This is a genomic window from Lamprobacter sp. (assembly GCF_034860625.1).
GTDB lineage: Bacteria > Pseudomonadota > Gammaproteobacteria > Chromatiales > Chromatiaceae > Lamprobacter.
This window is the reverse complement of the sequence record NZ_JAYESN010000085.1, coordinates 1-18618: the sequence shown is the minus strand read 5'-3', so window position 1 is coordinate 18618 and position 18618 is coordinate 1. Positions and strand designations below refer to the sequence as shown.

At 61.2% G+C, this 18618-nt stretch carries 33 protein-coding genes; 18 read left to right on the top strand and 15 right to left on the bottom strand.

The window, feature by feature from the left end; all coding sequences use genetic code 11:
* From VBE63_RS18360 to VBE63_RS18340, 5 genes are all read left to right on the top strand, one after another.
* The coding region (locus VBE63_RS18360) for a four helix bundle protein (protein WP_323684468.1) at positions 1-397 on the top strand (397 nt) is incomplete at its 5' end.
* 9 nt (positions 398-406) lie between these two features.
* On the top strand, positions 407-1774 hold the full coding sequence (locus VBE63_RS18355) for a reverse transcriptase domain-containing protein (protein WP_323684467.1): 1368 nt from the start codon (positions 407-409) through the stop codon (positions 1772-1774).
* A 177-nt stretch (positions 1775-1951) separates the two neighbouring features.
* Positions 1952-2563 (top strand): DUF4376 domain-containing protein, encoded by a 612-nt coding sequence (locus tag VBE63_RS18350; protein ID WP_323684466.1) that lies wholly within the window; start codon positions 1952-1954, stop codon positions 2561-2563.
* Positions 2564-2867: 304 nt separating this feature from the next.
* Entirely contained in the window at positions 2868-3941 is a 1074-nt protein-coding gene (locus tag VBE63_RS18345; RefSeq protein ID WP_323684465.1) for a site-specific integrase, read from the top strand.
* 42 nt (positions 3942-3983) lie between these two features.
* On the top strand, positions 3984-4190 hold the full coding sequence (locus tag VBE63_RS18340) for a hypothetical protein (RefSeq protein WP_323684464.1): 207 nt from the start codon (positions 3984-3986) through the stop codon (positions 4188-4190).
* Between the two features lie 184 nt (positions 4191-4374).
* Here VBE63_RS18340 and VBE63_RS18335 read toward each other — a convergent pair whose 3' ends face one another.
* From VBE63_RS18335 to VBE63_RS18265, 15 genes are all read right to left on the bottom strand, one after another.
* Positions 4375-4701, bottom strand: coding sequence for a hypothetical protein (locus tag VBE63_RS18335; protein WP_323684463.1), 327 nt, complete (start codon positions 4699-4701; stop codon positions 4375-4377).
* Positions 4702-4806: 105 nt separating this feature from the next.
* On the bottom strand, positions 4807-5067 hold the full coding sequence (locus VBE63_RS18330) for a helix-turn-helix domain-containing protein (RefSeq protein WP_323684462.1): 261 nt from the start codon (positions 5065-5067) through the stop codon (positions 4807-4809).
* A gap of 204 nt (positions 5068-5271) precedes the next feature.
* A complete protein-coding gene (locus VBE63_RS18325; protein ID WP_323684461.1) occupies positions 5272-5412 on the bottom strand; it encodes a hypothetical protein in 141 nt (46 codons plus the stop codon).
* Between the two features lie 205 nt (positions 5413-5617).
* Positions 5618-5827: a hypothetical protein gene (locus tag VBE63_RS18320; RefSeq protein ID WP_323684460.1), complete on the bottom strand. Its 210-nt coding sequence runs from the start codon at positions 5825-5827 to the stop codon at positions 5618-5620.
* A 23-nt stretch (positions 5828-5850) separates the two neighbouring features.
* Entirely contained in the window at positions 5851-6090 is a 240-nt protein-coding gene (locus VBE63_RS18315) for a hypothetical protein (protein ID WP_323684459.1), read from the bottom strand.
* Between the two features lie 53 nt (positions 6091-6143).
* Positions 6144-6485 carry a hypothetical protein gene (locus VBE63_RS18310; protein WP_323684458.1) on the bottom strand — a complete coding sequence of 114 codons (342 nt, stop codon included), beginning with the start codon at positions 6483-6485 and terminating at the stop codon, positions 6144-6146.
* A complete protein-coding gene (locus VBE63_RS18305) occupies positions 6482-6727 on the bottom strand; it encodes a hypothetical protein (protein ID WP_323684457.1) in 246 nt (81 codons plus the stop codon). Before VBE63_RS18305 ends, VBE63_RS18310 begins: the two co-directional genes overlap by 4 nt.
* On the bottom strand, positions 6721-6984 hold the full coding sequence (locus VBE63_RS18300; RefSeq protein ID WP_323684456.1) for a hypothetical protein: 264 nt from the start codon (positions 6982-6984) through the stop codon (positions 6721-6723). The genes VBE63_RS18305 and VBE63_RS18300 overlap by 7 nt, the downstream gene beginning before the upstream one ends.
* Positions 6981-7190, bottom strand: a complete 210-nt coding sequence (locus VBE63_RS18295) for a hypothetical protein (protein ID WP_323684455.1) — start codon at positions 7188-7190, stop codon at positions 6981-6983. The genes VBE63_RS18300 and VBE63_RS18295 overlap by 4 nt, the downstream gene beginning before the upstream one ends.
* Positions 7177-7419, bottom strand: a complete 243-nt coding sequence (locus VBE63_RS18290; RefSeq protein WP_323684454.1) for a hypothetical protein — start codon at positions 7417-7419, stop codon at positions 7177-7179. The genes VBE63_RS18295 and VBE63_RS18290 overlap by 14 nt, the downstream gene beginning before the upstream one ends.
* A 182-nt stretch (positions 7420-7601) precedes the next feature.
* Positions 7602-7829, bottom strand: a complete 228-nt coding sequence (locus VBE63_RS18285; protein ID WP_323684453.1) for a hypothetical protein — start codon at positions 7827-7829, stop codon at positions 7602-7604.
* Positions 7830-7876: 47 nt separating this feature from the next.
* Complete coding sequence (locus VBE63_RS18280; protein WP_323684452.1) at positions 7877-8140, bottom strand: hypothetical protein; 264 nt, start codon at positions 8138-8140, stop codon at positions 7877-7879.
* Entirely contained in the window at positions 8137-9120 is a 984-nt protein-coding gene (locus VBE63_RS18275; protein WP_323684451.1) for a DNA-methyltransferase, read from the bottom strand. The genes VBE63_RS18280 and VBE63_RS18275 overlap by 4 nt, the downstream gene beginning before the upstream one ends.
* On the bottom strand, positions 9111-10604 hold the full coding sequence (locus VBE63_RS18270; protein WP_323684450.1) for a DEAD/DEAH box helicase: 1494 nt from the start codon (positions 10602-10604) through the stop codon (positions 9111-9113). The genes VBE63_RS18275 and VBE63_RS18270 overlap by 10 nt, the downstream gene beginning before the upstream one ends.
* Positions 10605-10849: 245 nt before the next feature.
* Positions 10850-11194, bottom strand: coding sequence for a helix-turn-helix transcriptional regulator (locus tag VBE63_RS18265; protein WP_323684449.1), 345 nt, complete (start codon positions 11192-11194; stop codon positions 10850-10852).
* A 94-nt stretch (positions 11195-11288) separates the two neighbouring features.
* On the opposite strand from VBE63_RS18265, the gene VBE63_RS18260 reads away from it, so the two are divergent.
* The 13 genes from VBE63_RS18260 to VBE63_RS18200 form a co-directional block, all read left to right on the top strand.
* Positions 11289-11507, top strand: coding sequence for a helix-turn-helix domain-containing protein (locus VBE63_RS18260; RefSeq protein ID WP_323684448.1), 219 nt, complete (start codon positions 11289-11291; stop codon positions 11505-11507).
* Positions 11508-11600: 93 nt separating this feature from the next.
* Positions 11601-11783 (top strand): hypothetical protein, encoded by a 183-nt coding sequence (locus tag VBE63_RS18255; protein ID WP_323684447.1) that lies wholly within the window; start codon positions 11601-11603, stop codon positions 11781-11783.
* A gap of 79 nt (positions 11784-11862) precedes the next feature.
* Positions 11863-12111, top strand: coding sequence for a hypothetical protein (locus VBE63_RS18250; protein WP_323684446.1), 249 nt, complete (start codon positions 11863-11865; stop codon positions 12109-12111).
* Between the two features lie 31 nt (positions 12112-12142).
* The gene (locus VBE63_RS18245) at positions 12143-14659 is read left to right on the top strand and encodes a bifunctional DNA primase/polymerase (RefSeq protein WP_323684445.1); all 2517 of its coding nucleotides are present in this window, start codon (positions 12143-12145) and stop codon (positions 14657-14659) included.
* Between the two features lie 265 nt (positions 14660-14924).
* Positions 14925-15284, top strand: a complete 360-nt coding sequence (locus VBE63_RS18240; RefSeq protein WP_323684444.1) for a hypothetical protein — start codon at positions 14925-14927, stop codon at positions 15282-15284.
* Complete coding sequence (gene nrdD / locus VBE63_RS18235) at positions 15281-15460, top strand: anaerobic ribonucleoside-triphosphate reductase (RefSeq protein WP_323684443.1); 180 nt, start codon at positions 15281-15283, stop codon at positions 15458-15460. Before VBE63_RS18240 ends, nrdD begins: the two co-directional genes overlap by 4 nt.
* A complete protein-coding gene (locus VBE63_RS18230; protein WP_323684442.1) occupies positions 15457-15771 on the top strand; it encodes a hypothetical protein in 315 nt (104 codons plus the stop codon). Before nrdD ends, VBE63_RS18230 begins: the two co-directional genes overlap by 4 nt.
* Before the next feature lie 43 nt (positions 15772-15814).
* Positions 15815-16306, top strand: coding sequence for a single-stranded DNA-binding protein (gene ssb / locus VBE63_RS18225; protein WP_323684441.1), 492 nt, complete (start codon positions 15815-15817; stop codon positions 16304-16306).
* Between the two features lie 48 nt (positions 16307-16354).
* Positions 16355-17041: a hypothetical protein gene (locus tag VBE63_RS18220; protein WP_323684440.1), complete on the top strand. Its 687-nt coding sequence runs from the start codon at positions 16355-16357 to the stop codon at positions 17039-17041.
* Positions 17038-17241 (top strand): hypothetical protein, encoded by a 204-nt coding sequence (locus tag VBE63_RS18215; RefSeq protein ID WP_323684439.1) that lies wholly within the window; start codon positions 17038-17040, stop codon positions 17239-17241. The genes VBE63_RS18220 and VBE63_RS18215 overlap by 4 nt, the downstream gene beginning before the upstream one ends.
* Positions 17238-17465 carry a hypothetical protein gene (locus VBE63_RS18210; RefSeq protein WP_323684438.1) on the top strand — a complete coding sequence of 76 codons (228 nt, stop codon included), beginning with the start codon at positions 17238-17240 and terminating at the stop codon, positions 17463-17465. The genes VBE63_RS18215 and VBE63_RS18210 overlap by 4 nt, the downstream gene beginning before the upstream one ends.
* Positions 17462-17890 (top strand): deoxycytidylate deaminase, encoded by a 429-nt coding sequence (locus VBE63_RS18205; RefSeq protein ID WP_323684437.1) that lies wholly within the window; start codon positions 17462-17464, stop codon positions 17888-17890. Before VBE63_RS18210 ends, VBE63_RS18205 begins: the two co-directional genes overlap by 4 nt.
* Positions 17891-17984: 94 nt before the next feature.
* Positions 17985-18618 (top strand): hypothetical protein (locus VBE63_RS18200; protein ID WP_323684436.1); only part of this gene is annotated, 634 nt, incomplete at its 3' end.

The following is an 18618-nucleotide window of genomic DNA, read 5'->3' as shown; positions in this document are numbered from 1 at the left end:
CATGGACATCAATACCCCCAACGCCGAACTGCTGCACAAGATGCGCGAACTCATCAAACTGATGAACGTGCAGCTGCGCCATTTTCCCAATCATGAGCGCTATGCCCTCAGCCAAGAGATCCGCCAAGCCGCTTACGGCTGCTATGGCGGCATCGTCCGCTGCATCAAGCGCTATCACAACAAAACCGCCCTCAATGAGCTTGACCTGCAGCATGAGCAACTGCGCATGCTGGTCAACCTCGGCTTCGAGCTGGGTTACTATGACTACAAAGACGGCAAGCGCGCGCATACCGAACAAGAAGCGCTGCGCCGTTACACCGCCTTGTCCATCCTCATCAATGAGGTAGGCGCCATGATTGGCGGTTGGCTTCGCAGCCTTCGGGCTGCAAGCGGGTAGGGGCTTAACGTGTTCCCGATCGGTGGCGGCAATTGGAACAACACCTCCAATGCCGGCGTGTTCAATCGGAACTGGAACAACCATCGCTCCAACGTCAACACGAACAACAGCTTTCGTGCTGCCGTCCCCGACTCTGCCTTCAACCTGACATCCTGCATCAGGAAGACTGGAGACAAAGGGAGCTTCCTATCCGGGCATCTTGCCGAAATCCTCACGGCCGCGCGTTCCAGTATCACCCGAGACCGTCCGCGCGCGCCGATCCACCCCTGGCCAAACCCGCGGGCAAACCCCAGGCTCAACCCTTGGCGCAACCCGCGGCCATCAAGTTACCTGACGCCCGCCTTACGAACACCAAACCCTAGCCCCGCACCCAACCCAAAAGGCCCCACCATCCCCCAGCGCCACGGCAACCTCTTCGCGCAGCTCGATGAAGCCAGCCTCTATCGCGCCTATCTGCGCACCCGCAGCGGAAAACGCCACCTGCCCTCCACGCAGCAGTTCGAGCAAGACCTTGGCGCCAACCTCCACGCCCTGCACCAAGCCCTGCACGCCGACACCTACCAGATCCAGCCCTATCGCCGCTTCATGGTCAACGAGCCCAAGCCGCGCGAGATCAGCGCCCCGGCCTTTGTCGATCGCGTCGTGCAACACGCCCTCTACGAACTGATCTACCCGATCTTCGACCGCACCTTCATCCACGATAGCTACGGCTGCCGCGTCGGCAAAGGCACTCACAAAGCCGCCGACCAGGCGCTGCGCTTCCTACGCGCCTCACACCCACAACGCTACACCCTGCAGCTCGACATCCAGCGCTTCTACTACAGCATCGACCGCGGCCACCTGCGCCACCTGATCGCGCAAAAGATCAAAGACCCGCGCCTGCTCAGCCTCCTGCTGCGCTTTGCCGAACGCCCCGAACCCGCCGGCCTGCCCATTGGCAACCTGCTCAGCCAACTGTTCGCCCTGATCTACCTCAGCCCCACCGACCATTGGATCAAGCGCGAGCTCAAGATCCGGCGCTACGTGCGCTATGTCGATGACAGCATCTTGTTCAACCTCAGCCGCCAACAAGCCAAAGACACCCTTGGACTGATCCGCCAACACCTACGCGACACCCTTGGCCTCAACCTTTCGCGCCATCGCATCGCCCGCGTGCAGAACGGGATCAACTTCGTCGGCTTTCGCGCGTGGCCCAGCCATCGCCTCGTGCGCAAGCGCAGCCTCTACCACTTCAGCCGCGCCCTGCGCGCTGGCCACATCGACAGCCTCAACGCCCTCATGGCCCACGCCCAACACACCGCCACCCTCGGCCACTATCGGCGCCGCATCGCCAGCGAACGCCCAGCCCTCGCGCCCCTGCTCGCCCACATGGCATGACAGATTGATAACATGCCAACATGCAAACGTACCAACACGCCAACATGCCACATATCAACACACCTACATGACCACATGACCACATGACACCCCTCAACTCACCCTGACCAAGCTCAATCACCGCCCAGCGCGCAAGGCGACCAGCCCACCGCAGCAAATCAAACCTGGAGCTAGCCCATGCAAACCTACAGCTACACCCCCCAAGTGCAACCCGGCCCCACCGGCACCATCACCGCTTTCATCAGCGCCGAGAGCAGCCAGCTGACCGAAATCGGCGACTACGACGGCCGCCGCATCGTCATCGCCCCCGATGGCGAACTCCCCCCCGCGCAACCCGCCGCGATCGACTGGCGCCAAGAGCAGCCCGACACCGACCCCGCGCTCGCCACCTGGATCAGCCAAACCCGCTACAGCACCCTCGTCGAAGCCGCCCGCGCGCGCAAGCACAACGCCCGCGACGCCGCCCGCGTCAGCGCCGAAACCGGCGGCTTCACCTACGCCGGCCACCTCGTCGCCAGCGACGAACGCAGCATCGCCCGCATCGGCAACGCCGCAACGGCCGCGCTGACCGCCAACGCCGCCGGTCAGCCCTTCAGCGTCGACTGGCTTTGTGCCGATGAAACCGTCCTCGCCCTCGACGCCGCAGGAATGCTCGCCCTGCAAAGCGCCCTCGTCGCCCACGGCCAAGCCTGCCACGACGCCAGCCAAGCCATCAAAGCCCAAATCAACGCCGCAGAGACGCTGGCCGAACTCAGCGCCATTGATGTCACCGCAGGTTATCCTGCATAAGCCAACCCAAGAAAGCGTGGCAAAAAAACTGGCAGACACCCTAAGCCTCTGACCCACAAAGCCAACCAGCGGCCTGCAAAGCCGTGGACGCCGGTTCGATTCCGACCTCAGCCTTCATCTTTTCAAACACTTAGCCCGCATCACGCGGGCTTTTTTGTGCGTTGCTGCCACCCCGCGCCACTCGCTTTCAATCGCTTACACTCAGGCGAGTGGCAGTGCCACGCGACAGCGGGCACAGTAGGCCGTGGACGCGAGCGCATAAGATCGTGAATAGTTTGTACATCGTTTTGTACATGGGGCAGCGGTGGCGACGAAACGCAAGCGGGGCGGGACCTGGCATTACGTCATCCGTCGCTCGGGATTGCTCGAGCGGCCGATCTATCTGAGCTTTGGCGATGAGACCGAGGGCGATGCGTACATCCGCCGCCTGGAGGGGCTACTCGATCGCGGCATCGTGCCGCAGGAGCTGGTCCGCCCGTCAGCGCCGGCGGCGACGCTGCTTGGGATTATCCGCGGGTATCTGGGCGAGATCCGCGCATCGGCGGATGATCGGCGCATCCTCGAGCGCTGGCTGATCGAAGATCGGCTGCCCGATGTGCCCGCCACAGGCCTGGATTACGATTGGGCGCTAGGGCGTGTGGCGGCTGATCAGGCGGCCCAGTTGGCGCCCAGCACGATTCGACACCGCACCGGTGCGCTCGCCAGGTGCCTGGATTGGGCGGTGCGACGCGAGCATCTGATCAGCAATCCGCTCCGCCTGCTCCCGCGCGGCTATGCCGGCTATGGCGATGGCGAACGGCAGGACCAAGAGCGAGATCGCCGACTCTCGGCCGAGGAGGAGGCCGCGGTTCGGCGGGTGCTTGCGGGCGGCTATGTGCCAGAAGGAAAGCAGCGAGCGCTTCGCCTGGAGCATCGGGAAGCCCACCTGCTGCTGTTTGAGCTTGCGCTTGAAACCGCGATGCGGCTTAGCGAGATCTACACCCTGGAGAGCAAGCAGGTCGACCTCGGCGGCCGGACGATCTATCTCGACCGGACAAAGAATGGCGACAAGCGGCAGGTGCCGTTATCGAGCGTCGCGCTTGTTGCGCTGGGTGATTGGATTGGGGTTGATCGGTGCGGGCTGCTGCTGCCGTTTTTCGATGGGAACCGGCGCAAGACGACGGCCCGTCTAAGCCATATCTGGAGCCGCGTCTTTGAGCACGCGGGGTGTCCTGATGTGCGCTGGCATGATCTGCGGCATGAAGCGACGTGCAGGCTGTATGAGCGCACGACGCTGAGTGATCTCCAGATCAGCCGCATCACGGGGCATCGCTCGTTGGCGATGCTAAGGCGCTATGCGAATCTGAGGGGGTCTGATCTGGCGGATCGGCTGTGGTGATTCTGCCTAGTTACCTGTTAGGCTAAAACAGGAAATCAATCAATGAGCGGAATTTTCGACACCACCGAGATTGAAATCCCCTGCGAAAATTGTTGCCGCAAAATCAAGAAAAGCATCGGATGGATAAAGTCTCACCGTCAACTGACTTGCGGATGCGGGGCAACAATCATTCTCGACACGAATCAGTTCAAAACTGAGATCGCTAAAGTTGAAAGATCGCTGGCTGATTTGAAGCGCGCTCTTAAATAGACTTAAGAACGCTGAAAACGGGCTAGAGTCGCAATTAATGCTTATATTGCTCATGGTTTACCTTTTACCTTCTAATCAAAAAAGCCTAACAAGCCGCTCAAGCCGACGCCAAACCGCGCATTGAGCTTTGGGTTGTAAGTTCTAGTCTCGTGGCTGCGCGGTTTGGCGCGCCTTAGCTTGGTCGTTAGGCTGAAATGCGCTTGTGCTCTGCAAATTCTCTTGCAAAATCAAGCGCAGACTCAAATGAATCGAACCTGGATTCTGGTCCCCATGTCCCTTTGCAAAGCAAGGGCGATCCATCAAGAACGGCGTACCATTTCCAGCCTTCGTCGCCATTTAGGGGAATCGCGCAGGGACCGCTGAAAAACAGAGCCTCCTTGAAATCTGCCGGGAATCCGTCAGGGGTCGTAGGCTTGCTATCGTCGTTTGGCGTCAGTGCTTCTATGTCCTGCGCAAACGCAGTATCCGAGAGCATTTTGCGTAAATCGTTTTTCGTAATCGTTGCGTTCATGATTGCCTCAAATAATCGTTTAACCAGTCACTCAAGCCGACCCGCGCTGAAACGTCGTAGCTCGCCCGCGGGGTTGGCGGTAGCGCGGGCGCCTTAGCTTGGTCGTTATCCGTACTTTACAAGATCCGGCAACTCTCGCCTCGGCCCCCGCTTCGCCTGCACCGGCTGTGCATCAGCGGCCTGAAGCTCGGCATCGTATCGATCGGCCTCAGCCTCAAGGAAGCGATCCAACCATTCGCGCCGAAACCGATACCCGCGCCCGATCTTCGCCGCCCGCAAGCGCCGAGCCCGTACCAGTTCGCTGATCTGGCTCGGGCTACAGCCCAGCAGCTCGCCGGCTTGCTCCGAGCTGAGGTAGTCGGTCATTTTGCCCCCCGATGGCAGACGACAGTTAGCCACAGAACAAACGCCGCTGTTACCGAAACGCCGACATACATGCCGGCGATAAACCCCGCAGCAAAGCTCATTCGTCACCCCACAGCAGCCTGGCGAATATGGCCCCGATCACGATGATCAGGAAAGAAGCGCTGAAAAGCAGCACTGCAAGGCCGAGTTCGACCAGATTTGAGATCATTCCCCACACTCCCGGCATTTTCTGATCATGGCCCGAAAATGGGCATCAACGATGGCTCCGTAGTCTCTTATATTTTTGCGACCGTGCATGAACCATGCGATGGTCATCATCGCTTTAATCCTGTTGATGTAATTCATCGGCTCATCTCCAATTAGGCGGCAGCTCGGCGGTATCCCATCCAAACCCATAAGGGAAAGATGCACCGGCTGCCGGGTTCGTTACCGCAGTCGCTGAATACCAAAACGCTTGCGCGCCCGGCTAATCTCAGCGCTTGGTCTGTTAATCATGCGAGCAAGCTCCACGTTGCTGCGATGCGCTTGCGCTCTCAGCAACGCCACTTCTTCATCCTTCCAAGCCTGGCTTGGCCGCATCCAGGGCCAGGCGCTGCACGTTGATGATCTCCCTGGCAACGGCCGTTCCCGCACCCACGCGCGCGATGCGTTGCTTAATCACATCATGGTCGAGGGGCTTGCCATTGTGATCCGTGTCTTCGGTCACCTGCTCAAGCAAGCTGAACAAATGATTATTGAGGCTTTCGATGTTGTTTTTCATGCGCTGTCCACTGTCTTCATCAGTTAATCTTTCTTGCGGGGCAAATGGCTCCGCTCGCGCTGGTTAGCGTTCCAGATCAAGATCGCGCGGATGGGGTCTGAATACGTCCGCGTATTGCGATGCCCGCAGCGATCGCAGCCCACATCCCAATCGTTATCGATCAGATCCATTCTGATGCGCAGCACGCTCAGCGGCCCGCACTCGGCGCACGCCAGCAAGTCGCCGGGGTAGTGATAATCGAGCGCCCGCAGGCGCGCCTGCACAAGCTCCGTCAGCCAAGACAATGGCTGCGGCTTCCGATGTTGGGCATCGTGGCTCATGCCCCGAACTCCCGCAGCGCCGCCGCGCTTTCGGCGGTGACCGTGGCCAGGTGCTCGCGCTGCATCTGCAGACGGGTCCAGTCGCCATCGATCAGCATCTGGCTTAATCCGTGCAGCTCGCGAGCGAGGCGCTGGCCATCCTGGATGATGGCCCCGCGCTGCCGTTGCTCGGCCGCAAACTCGACCAGGTCGGGCTCAAACCCGGGCGGGAACTCGCGCGGAAATACCGGCCGTTCTTCAATCGCTGACTCAATCAACGCCTCGGCGGTGTCGGTATCCCGCTCGGCAATTCGGCGCGCTAGCTGATCGGCCAGCGCCTTTCGGTCTGGTGCGTTCATTGGGCCACCTCCTGGCGTTGTGGATTGATCGACATGGACCCTTGCACACCCTCGATCTCAAGCCGAACCTGATTGAACGCGGCAATATCCGCCTCGATGTCTTCGATCACATCACCATAGACCGCGACCACTTGGCCATCATCCATGTCAATCAGCTCATCGGCTGCTTCCCGCGCGTGGCGCTCCAGTGCTTGCGCCGTGCTGATCAAGCGCTCCAGTTGTTCAGCACTCGCTGCTAGCATGAGCGCCCTCCGCTTGGCTGATCGCCCATCCACGGCACCTCGGTCTGAATCGGCACCAACCGCAACCGCCGGCCCTCGCCAACGGGCACCAGCTTATGGCCCGTTCGCGTCGCCATGTCGGCGAGCTCGTGCAGGCGAAACCCGCGCGGCAGCTCGAGCAGATACGGCTGATTCGACGCCGCTTCGCGCTGCGCTTGCAGAAAAGCGCGGCGTTGCTCCAATCGCTCAAATACGGCCTTTAGATTGCCCATGTTCATTCGCACGCCTCCAGCGGATGGACGATCGGCACCAGTGAGAGGCGGTGCAGCCACCTCGTCTCACCGCTGCCATCAATCTGCACCTTTGCCGTGACGGGCAGCCCATAAAGGTCGCGCTGAACCTGGACCACGGTCGCCGTCGCGCCGTGCGCATCAATCATCGGCGCGTTTAGACGCACCTGAGCGCCGATATCAATAGAGCTCATCAGTCGTCTCCTGTTCGGATTGGAGCATTTCATGGCGCTTGATCTGGTCAAACGCCTGTTGGATCGCCAGTAGCAGCGCCGGCCAAGCCGCGTCATCAATCGCCGTCTTATCCGGCCTGGATCCCGAAAAGTCAGCGAGCAAAACAAACTCACCGCCGCCCTCGTCGTCCAGCTCAACCGAATAGGCGTGTTCGCTGTAAATTCGCGGATTATTCGCGGGCGTCACCACCCATGCCGTCGGTCGCGTTAAATACTCACGTGGCATCCTCTGGCCCTCTGGCTGCGTGAATGAATGCCGGCTCACCCTGCCCGAAGCATCGATGGCGAGGGGCTGGCAGGGCGCCGACTGCGGGCGTTTCGGCACTAGGCCCGCGATACCTTGCCTTCCTTGGCGTCAGGAGATGTCAGTGGTTAGTCAAAAGGAAGTTGGTTCGGCGGCTCATTTGGCGTTGCCTCATCCACCAAGTGCTGCCGCAGCAACCGCAAGTTCTCAAGCTGCAGGCGCTCAAGGCGCAACAACTCATCCAATCGCCGCTTGATCCCAAACACCGCCAGCGGCATCAAAAACCACAAGATGGCAATGATGAGCGCGCCAATAACGGCGGCGATGTACAGCAGAGCTAAGATTTCGGGATTCATGGTTTTTCCTCCGATCTTTAATGCGGCCGATTGCCGCACAGGTATTGTCAGCGCACTGGCGCATGACGACGAAACCAGATGCGATGCAGCCACATCGCGCCCACGGCGCCAACGCCACCGCCAGCGCTGATCCAAGGCCAAGCTGCCCAGCCGCTGATCACGATGGCCCCCACAACCGCAATCTCCCCGGCCGCAATTAACATCGGCGTCAGCGCAGCGGCCACGTAATGACCACCGACCACGTTCTGCTGCTGTAACGCGCGGGAAAAGACCAGTAGTGCGGTGGCGCCAAAAGCGATGGGGCCGTTCATGCGGCATCATCCATCGACCCAAATAGGTCGCATTGGCTTGCATCGACCGCACTAGGCGCGTCGAGCGACTGAAGATTAAGCACCGCCTGTTGGTAATAAGCCGTCTTCAGCTCCGCGCCGATTGCTTTGCGCCCAAGTTGAACAGCTCCGTAGACCTCGCTACCAACGCCCATAAACGGGGTAACGACCGTTTCACCAGGGTTAGACCAAAGCGTCACCGCTCGCTCGATCACGTCAAGCTGAAGCGGATGAACGTGCTTTTCGTCTTCGCCTTCCTTGGCCTCACGGTATGGCAAGACGCGATCAATGCGGATGTCATCCCAAACACTGCTCGCGTACTGCCGCCAGATGTATTGGCTAAACTGGTTTTGCTTCTGATCTCCAACCATGCCGCGCAAATGGTGCAGGCTTGCCTGCGGCTGTCGTTCGCCAGCGTAGCGATCCAAGCCCGTCTCATGGGTCACTGGGATGGTGTTTGCGCCTTTGCGACGGAACATCATCAGATAGTCTGCGTTGGCGATGCTGACCCGAGTCGAGTCCTCGCAGAGTGTTTTGTGATGTAGGCTCTTCATCATTGTGCGGTTGCGCACCATCAGCGGCTCTTTCCAGATCACGAAGCGTCCGCCATAGGTAAACCCTCTCCGCTCGTGCTCAAGAATGATCCGCCCTGGTAAGTCGAACATGGCATCACAACCTGAATTGCTCAGCGGAATATCCATGCAATGCACCGCGCTAATTCGCCCAGGCTTGGTCAGGCGCGAAAGCTGATCAATCACAAAGCCGTAATGCGCAAAAAACTCATCAAAGTCGATTGCGTTAGAAAGGTCCCGGTCGTCGCTGCTGTACTGATACAGTCCAGCAAACGGCGGGGAATACACAGAAAGATCAGCGGCGCCATCAGGCAAACTTCCCATGACCTCGATGCAGTCGCCGTTGTAGATGGCAAACTGATCAGTAATCAGGTGGGTCTTTACAGCCATTCCGGAACCTCCACAGGCTGGGTATAAAGGTTACTCGGCGCAATGCGCTCAGCCGAGTGCATTGCCTCGACCATGCGCTTGAACATCTGCTCGGCGCGTTGCCCCTTCGCGCGCATATTCGCCAGCACGCGGGCCTCGCCTTCGGTGGCGATCACATCAAGCTGCACAGGCTTGGTCTGTCCGTAACGCCAACAGCGCCGCGCGGATTGGTAATACTGCTCGAATGAATGCGTGGCAAAGGTCACTACATGATTGCAGTGCTGCCAGTTCAACCCCCACGCGCCGATCTTAGGCTTGATGATGATCACGCGTTGTTCGCCAGCGGCGAACGCATCGTAGAGCTCAATCTTGCGCTCATCTGGAGTACGACCAGCGATCTGAGCGGCATCAGGGATCAGTGACTCGAGCAGATCACCCTCAGCGTTCATCTGGCACCAGATCACCGCCGGGCGGTCGTGGTCGACGAGCTGAGCGGCATACTCGCAGCGCTCGCTCAGGGTTCGGCGTCGCTCTTCGCGCTCTTCCTGAAAGCCAAATGCTGGCATGGTGAACAGGAAGCCATCGGGAGGGGTTGCGCTGGCGATGACATGATCCTGCTCATTCAGGGGCGGCAAGATATAATCGCCATCCTCATAGCCCAGATCAGACGGCAAGCGACAGGCCCGAGCCCAAGAGGCAACCCACCGCCAGAACCCATCAACGGCATGATGCTTCAGCCGCCATTGCCCAATGCTTTGACTGACCCGGTAAGAAAGTTTCTGGTAATAGCTTGGATCATGCGCAATCAACCGCTCAGCTTCGTCCTGCCTGCGCTGCTCGAGCTTCTGCCCCTTATCATCCTTCTGAGCAAAAAACCGCTTCAGCATCTCGGTATGCGTCAATTCACCAAGCGCCTCAGAGCTGGTACCAAGCTCCACCCAATCATTCGGCGCCGCCGTGGCCGTGGCCAGCAACCGATACGGAACCTTGGCCATGAAGCGGGTAATCTCTTTGCGCCGCTGCCCCGCGTAGCTTTTCAGGATAGAGCTTTCATCGCACACGACCCCGCCAAAGTCCCTCCAGTCAAACAAGTGCAAGCGCTCATAATTCGTCACATTGATCCCGCGGCTGGCGATGCCGTCTCTGGCAAGATAAGCCTCGATGTCAAACTTTTGCGCCTCACTCACCATTTGACGGGCTACTGCCAGCGGGGTCAGGATCAGCACTGGCTTCCCGGTCTGCATAACCACGTTACGCGCCCAAACCAACTCCTGAAGCGACTTCCCTAGCCCCGTGTCTTCATTCAGCATGGCGCGACCTTTGCGGATCGCCCATGTCGTGAGATCCGCCTGGAAGTCGAACATCGAGTCCGGCATCCAAAGCGGCTCGAAGCCATGATCCGCTCCCTCCTGGCTCTTTCGCGCAAGGAATGCACGGTAAGTCTGATAGTCCATCATTCCCCCTTCGCCAGCGTCTGTAGCCGCTCGGCCGTCTTCATCGCGCATCCCTCCGCCGCTGAAGGGCGGCCAAGATCGGCTCGCCGATGGCCACGACTGCAAAGACTGCGAAGCTGGGAGCCAGCAAGGCGGTCAACGTCAAGAAGGCTGAGATGAAAGGGTCGGGGTGCATGCGATAGCTCCAGTTGCGGCCGGCCGATTTAGCTGGCTTGCGTCGTATCGTTAAACGATACGCCTAGAGTATAGTTATGCTAGACGATGCGTCAAGCACATCGTCTAGCATTTCCTCGCTGCTAGTCGTCAGTGGCGGATGGGATGCTGTTCTTGAATGCTCGAAGCATGGCGACCGCTTGCGCCTGATATTCGGCTGGCGTCTCTCGCAATACCTTTACAGCGTCCATCTCGATCTCGTTGCGTATGAAATGGCTATCCTCAGAGATCAGCTCGGCAGAAGAAGTCTCTAACATCGCAGCAATTTTCTCCAACATCGGCAGCGATGGATAATGCCGGCCAATCATCCAGTGGCCGACCGTCGGCTTCTTAACACCAAGCCGATCCGCCATCGCCTGATAAGACAGGTCCAACTCCGTGGCTCGACGGCGCGCCTTGATGTACCAGGGGACATTGGGTGTGCTCATACCTGAAGTATGCGGCATCTGCAGCGCGTTCCGTCTCGGAAAACTATACAACATGCTTGCGGTCTCCGTATCGTTATCCTAGACTCTAGGGATCATGAAAACGATCCCCGCACTTGAAAGCGTCAACGGCACCGAGCTAGCCAAGGCGCTAGGCGTTTCAAAGCAAGCTGTTTCGCACTGGAGAACAGGGCGTTACAGGGTGCCGGCAGAGCATTGCCGAGAGATCGAGCGCCTGACCAATGGCGCTGTCACGGTCTACGAACTGCGGCCAGACGTGTTTGGTCCAGCGCCTTCAGGCGAAACCGCCGCATGACCCCGCTTTCCTCCGAACGCCGCCTAGCCGCGGCCTTGTCGCCCGTCTCAGCTGTTGCAGGCTGGGCCGGGCGTCTTTGTTTGGTGACTACCCATGCGTGAACCGATCGACCACGAATTGAAGCTGCGGCTGCGCGCCTCTGAATGGCTCGCCGTGCGCCACCTTGCCGATGCTGACGACCGCACCATGAGCGGCTTTGTCCGCCAGCTCATCCGCGAGCGCTTAGCTAAAGAGTCGTCCAAGGCGACAGATTTCGATAGGGATGAAGAGGGCTAAGCATGGGCACGCTGCGGGCCTTGCGCCCAAGCCAGAAGCCTGGCTCAGCGATTCCCCGCTACCGACAGGAGCTCCACGCATGACGCCCCCCGTGATCGACTGGAGCACCCTCTTGCTCCTACTGCGTCGCCGATCCGGCCTCACCGCCACGCGCATCGGCCGCGCCGTCGGCTCCGACGAACGCCACATCGCCCGCCTCTGGCGCGGGGATGTGAACGAACCGCGCTTCGGCACCGGCATTCGCCTGCTCGACCTCGCCGCCGATCACCTCAGCCCGGAGGACTGGGCCGTGGTGCGCCGCAGCTCGCCGATCGCAAGCGCGGCTTAACCTCATGATGAGCGCCCGACACCCTGATCAGATGCCACCGCAACCCCACAACCTCACGGTGGCGCTGGCCCATGCCGAGCGCGGCCGGCGCGTCTTTCCCTGCTGCCCGCGCTCTAAGCGCCCGGCGATCCCCAAGCAAGCCGGCGGCCAAGGCTTCAAAGACGCGACCACGGATCAGGCCAAGATCCGCGCCTGGTGGGCGACGTATCCAGACAGCATCGTTGGCATGCCGACCGGGGCCAAAACCGGCGTTTTTGTGGTTGATGTCGACGTGAAAAGCGGCAAGGTCGGCGAGCAGACGCTGGAGCAGATCCTCGCCACCTTTGGCCCCCTGCCAGACACCATCGAGTCGCAAACCGCCACCGGCGGCCGGCATCTGTTCTTTAGGCATCCGCGCGATGGGCGCCTGGTGCCCAATCGCGCCGGTCGCCTCGGGCTCGGCACGGAAACCTGGGGCGCCAATGGCTTCCCCGAGGTGCCGTTCGAGCGCGCGCCCAATGGGCAGCTGATCACGCCCGATGTCGACATTCGCGGCGATGGCGGCTATGTGATCCTGGCTGGCTCCAGAATGCTCGACGGCACCGAGTACGGCTGGGAGGGCAGTTCCGACCCCGATGAAGGCGCCGCCCTGGCCGATGCGCCGCCCTGGTTGTTGGGCCTGGTCGCGCATGACCCGGAGGTGCAGCCCAGCCTCAATGCCGCGCAGCCCAGCGCCACCGGGGCGATTCAGGAAGGTGGCCGAAACGATTTCCTCTACCGGCTCGGCTGCTCATTGCGCGCCAAAGGGCTCGGGGAGGCGGCCATCATCGCCGCGCTGCTGGCGGAAAACACCGCCCGCTGTCAGCCCCCGCTGTCGGCTGAAGAGGTGACGGCCAGCGCCAAGAGCGCGGCCAGCAAGCCGCCGGGCCTCTCACCCGCCTATGAAGCGAAACGCCAATCCCGCGCCCGCGCAGAGGGGCGGGACCCATCGGCACCAGGCAAGCCGGATCTGCGCGTGGTCGGTGGTACGGATCACGACCCCCGCCCCAGTATTCAGATCGAATCCGGGCGCTTGCCAGAGAACACCGATGCCGCCGGCGCCTATCTGCTCGAGGCCGGCGTCGACATCTATCAGCACGGTAACCGCCTGGTGCGCGTCGGCCGTTGGGAAGGCGTCAGCGTCGGCATCACCCGGCCCACCGGGGCGGGCGTGCTGATCGACATCTCACCCGAGTGGCTGGTCGACACTATGACCCGCGCCATCCGCTGGGAGAAGTACGACAAGCGTGGCGATGAATGGCGCAAGACCGATGCCCCCACCCGCGTGGCTAAAACCCTGTTGGCGCGGGCAGGCGAATGGCCGTTTGATCATCTGCTTGGCTTTTGCGATTCCCCCACCCTGACCCCTGATGGGCGCGTTGTGGAAGCCCCCGGCTTTGATGCTGAGTCCGGGTTGTTTCTCTCGGCACCGCCCAAGATTGCGCCCGTCAAGCCGCGCGGGGCGGCCGATGCCACACAGGCCGCGCAGACCCTGTTTGAGCTGTTCAACACCTTCCCTTTTGCCACCGAGGCCGACGCCTCCGCGCTGTTGGCAATGGCGATGACGGCGTTGTTGCGTCGCGTCTTACCCTCTGCACCGCTCGGGGCGATCAGTGCCAGTACCCCTGGCACCGGCAAAAGCCTGCTCGCCGATTGCATCTCGGTGCTCGCCACCGGTCGCACTGCCCCCGTGGCGGCTATCGGCAAAGACACCGAGGAGCTGGAGAAGCGCATCGATAGCCTGCTCCTAAAAGGCGATGCGTTGACCGTGTTCGACAACATCGACCGCGCCGTTAAGAGCGACGTGCTTTGCCAAGTGACCACGCAAGCGCATAAGTCCATCCGCGTGCTAGCCCAAAGCCGCATCGTGGAAGCGCCTACCAACATCACCCTGCTGATGACCGGCAACAACCTGACCCTGTTGGGCGATCTTACCCGCCGCACCCTGCTCTGCAATCTCGATGCTGGCTGCGAGCGCCCGGAGCTGAGGCAGTTTGAGCGTGATGCCATCGTGCATCTGCTGGCCCATCGCAGTGCGGGTATCCATGCCGCGCTAACGCTCAGCAAGGCGTATCTCGACGCCGGCGCGCCAAAGCTGGATGCGCCACCCTTCGGCAGCTTCGAGGCCTGGGATCGCATGATCCGCCGCCCGCTGATCTGGGCTGGCTGGCCAGACCCCCTCGCTGCCGCGCAAGGGCTGCGGGAGCAGGATCACGAATTCTCTGGCATGACCGACATGCTGCGCGCCTGGTACGCGCAGCCCGATCTACGCGAAACCACGGCTGCTGAGCTTTTTGAGCGCATTGCCGCGCGCACCCAACCCCTGGGGGATGGCTACGGCCCAACGCATCCCGAGCTCGCCGATGCGGCCGTGACGGTGATGGGACAACTGGGGCGGTGGGGTCCAAAGGAGCTGGGCTATCGGCTGCGGCAATGGAGCGGGCGCATCATCGACGGCATGCGCGTGGTGAACGCGGGCAAGGGCAAGCGCGGCGTGCGGTGGCGCGTCGAACGGATGGAGGATCGGTGACGATGATCCAAGCGCTGAGCCGCCTCCGACGGGGCAAGGGTGACGATGGTGACGATGGTGACGATATTTTGATCCTACACGGGAAAGTGTCAGCTCTCCGAGAAGCTAATAAAAGAGTAGGAGGGTAATCATCGTCATCATCATCACCATCGTCACCCTTTCGGCTGCAGCAACCGCTGCCGCTGCCGCTGTGGACTTGGGTCTGTCTTGGCTTTGCGGTTGGGGTTGGCTTTGGCCTTGCTGTGTGGCCGTGAGCGGTTTCCTGATGCCATGGCAACAGATCAGCCCCCACTGCCTACAGCACACCGAGACTGGCGCCCGCATCGCCAAATGCGGCCGTCAGGGCGCCGCTGGGGCGCTCGCCTACCGTTACCTCGCCTATGGCCCAGATCGCGCGGCAGGCTGGTCCTATCGCGCCTGGAGCAACGGCAGCGCTAAGCACTGGAGCGGCCAACAACCCCCGATCCGCTACGCCCTTGGGGAGCGGATTCCACAAGCCCGCGAACTGCTCGGCGCCTTCGAGACGGCTGCCGAGGCCAAGGTCGCCTGCGAAGCGGCCACCCACTCACCCGACCATTTGCCTGACACCAGCAAAATGGTCAGCCCACAGGAGCCAACGCCATGACCACCCAACCCCAACCCACCATCACCCTGCAACCGCACGAGCGCACCCGCTGTGAGTGCTGGACGCGCGTGATGGGCTATCACCGGCCCGTCAGCGCCTTCAACGCCGGCAAGCAAGCCGAGCATCGGGAGCGCCTGTACTTCCGCAACCAACCGCTGACTGGAGCGCCCGCATGACCATCCACCACAACCACAACATCGGCAGCGTCCCGGCCCTCATCGCCGATGAATGCGACAGCCTCTGCGAACTGCTGCTCGAGAAGAACGAACGCTATGGCAACAGCGCGCTCGAGCCTACCCGTCTGTTCAGCAGCGCCGACCCGATCGAGCAGATCAAGGTGCGCATCGACGACAAGCTCAGCCGCCTACGCCACCAACACCCGGATGACCGCGAAGACACGGAGCTTGACCTGCTCGGCTACCTGATCCTGCTGCGCGTCGCCCGACGCCAACAGGCCGCTCAAACCATGGTCGGCGGGCTCATCTAACCCGCACAACACCCACCGCACACCCGCAGCCACAGGACCTCTCATGGCAGGCCTCAACAAAGTCACCCTCATTGGCCATCTTGGCGCCGATCCCGAAACCCGCTATCTGCCCGATGGCACCGCGGTCACCAACCTTCGCCTCGCCACCAGCGAGAAGTGGCGCGACAAGACCACCGGCGACCCGGTCGAGCGCACCGAATGGCACCGCGTCAGCATCTTTGGCAAGCCCGCCGAGATCGCCAGCCAGTACCTACTCAAAGGCTCCAAGGTGTATCTCGAGGGGCAACTGCGCACGCGCAAATGGCAAGACCAGAACGGCCAAGATCGCTACACCACTGAGGTTGTGCTGTCCGGCCCAAAGGCGACCATGCAGATGCTTGACAGCCGCCCCGCGACCGACAGCGGCCAAGGCCGCGTCGGCACCCAAACCCGACCCGCGTCCAGCGCTGCCCCCAGCCAAGCCCAAGCCGCCGCGCACATGGCCGCGCAAGCCCCGTCTGGCCCGCCGGACTTTGACGACGACATCCCGTTTTGAGCCCAGCCAACCCACAGTGCCAAACCTGCAGTTTATGGATGATGCCGCATGATGCGCATAACAAAAGACAAATCACTGTTCCCGTGGGCGCCTCGCGCGGCGTCGGGTAATCGCATGGAAATCATGCTTGATCTATCTCCGACAGCCATTCGTGATCGACGGGCTGAGCATGATTTTGAGTTCTGGCAGCTCAGAACACCGCTCATCAAGTACAAGATCGATGGCGTCTTTCCTTATGGCCTAGACAACGGCTGCTTTAGCGGTGATCTGCCCTCGTACTGGTGGCGAATGCTGGATCAAGCCGAGCAAGCCCGCCCGGTTTTCGTGTGCCTGCCTGATGTTGTTGGAAGCGCTCGCCGGACGCTTGACCTTTTCAGCTATTTCGAGTCAGCGACTAACGGCCTACCAAGGGCGCTGGTTTTGCAAAATGGGATTGGTGATGTCTCGATCCCGTGGGACAAGATCGACGCGGTATTCATTGGAGGCACGGACTCTTTTAAGGCGGCACCTGAGGCATTCGCTGCGGCACGATGCGCACGAATGCTCGGCAAGTGGGTGCATGTGGGCCGCGTTAATACGGCTCGCCGTGTCCACGAATGGATGGGCATTGCTGACAGTATTGATGGAAGCGGCATCAGCCGAGATCCAAGGGGAGAGCAACTTGCAGAGGTCGTTGCGGCCATTAAGGGATCACAGCCGACGCAATCCGAGCTTGTACTGGGAAATGCCGCATGAGCCAAGCAAACGCACAATGCAGCGGCTGCAGCGCCTGGATCATTCGCCCGGGCTACGCCCCATTCTGCGAGCGCGGCACCTACCCGCACCAGATCGGCTGCATCAAGCACCAGGCCAAACCGCCCATCCCAACGCAAGAACACCAAGGCGCCCTTCCACCCCCGACCGGCAGCAAACAGAAAGCGAGGCGCAAGTCATGACCGAAGACCCAGCCAACTACCGCACGCCACGCCTACCCGCCGACATCGCCCGCTGCCCAGGCGTCGGCGCTGAAGATCCCGAGCTCCCCGGCGGCATCGCCTGGCGCGAAGGCTGCGAGCGCTGCCTCCGCCGTCTCGCCTCAATCGACAGCGAGCACACCGAGATCATGACCCCGCCAGCCATCCTCACCTTTAGCTGCGAATGGGAGATTCCGAGCCCATGAGTGCCCACTGGGACCGCCGATTCCTTGGCCTCGCCAGGCACATCGCCGGCTGGTCCAAAGACCCGAGCACCGATGTCGGCGCCGTCATCGCCCTGGAGCGCCGCGTGATCAGCGTTGGGTACAACGGATTCCCGCGCGGCATCGCCGACGACACCCGCCTGCTCGACCGCGAGACCAAGCTCGCGCTCACCGTGCATGCCGAGCTCAACGCGATCCACAACGCCACCGCCAGCGTCCGCGGCGCCACCCTCTACACCTGGCCGATGGCCCCCTGCCAGGCCTGCGCCCTGCAGATCATCCAAGCCGGCATCAAGCGCGTCGTCGCGCCGCGTGGCCGCGCCGATCACTGGGAGCGCTGGGGCGACTCCATCCACGCCGCCTGGGATCTGCTCGCCGAAGCCCGCGTCGAGGTCGACATCCAATGAGCATCAGAACATGAGAGCAAGCGTCAGACTGGAAGGACTAAGCGAAGTCAGCCAAGCACTATCCCTGCTGCGCACAAATGAGTTGCCAACGGCTTTGCGCAATGCGACGAACGACACCGCGCGTGATGTCATCAAGCGGCTTGAACGAGAGACCCAAAGCGTCTTTGATCGGCCAACGCCAAGAGTAAAAAGCGCCTTCTTTCTCAAGGAGAAGGCGACGAAGGAGCGGCCGCAAGCGCTTATCGCCATCAAAGACGTGTTTGGCAAAGATGGCGAAGCGATCGTCAACACGCTGACTCCGCATATTCCTGGCTTTGATTCGACGCGCCGGCCTAAAGGCATGGAGCGACAACTGCGCCGCAAGGGGCTGCTTGGCCCCGGCCAGTACCTGGTGCCAAGCCGCACGCTGAAGTTGGATCGGTTCGGTAACGTCTCCGGCGCGCAAGCAAGCAAGATGCTGAGCGACATCAATGCGTACACCGCAGCGGGCGGCAGCCGCGCAACAGGCGCAAGCAAGGTTCGCTATATCTGGGGCACCGTTCGGCCCAAAGGCCGCGCACCAATCACGGGGATCTGGCTGCAATCGCGCTGGCAAGCGCGAAAACAAAACGCTCTAGTGATGCTTGCCGTTGATAGCAAGCCCAGCTATGCCAAGCGCTTTCGCTTCAATGACGTTGCCGATCGCTATGCAGGAAAGGTCTTCCTCAAACACATGACCGCTGCCGTCG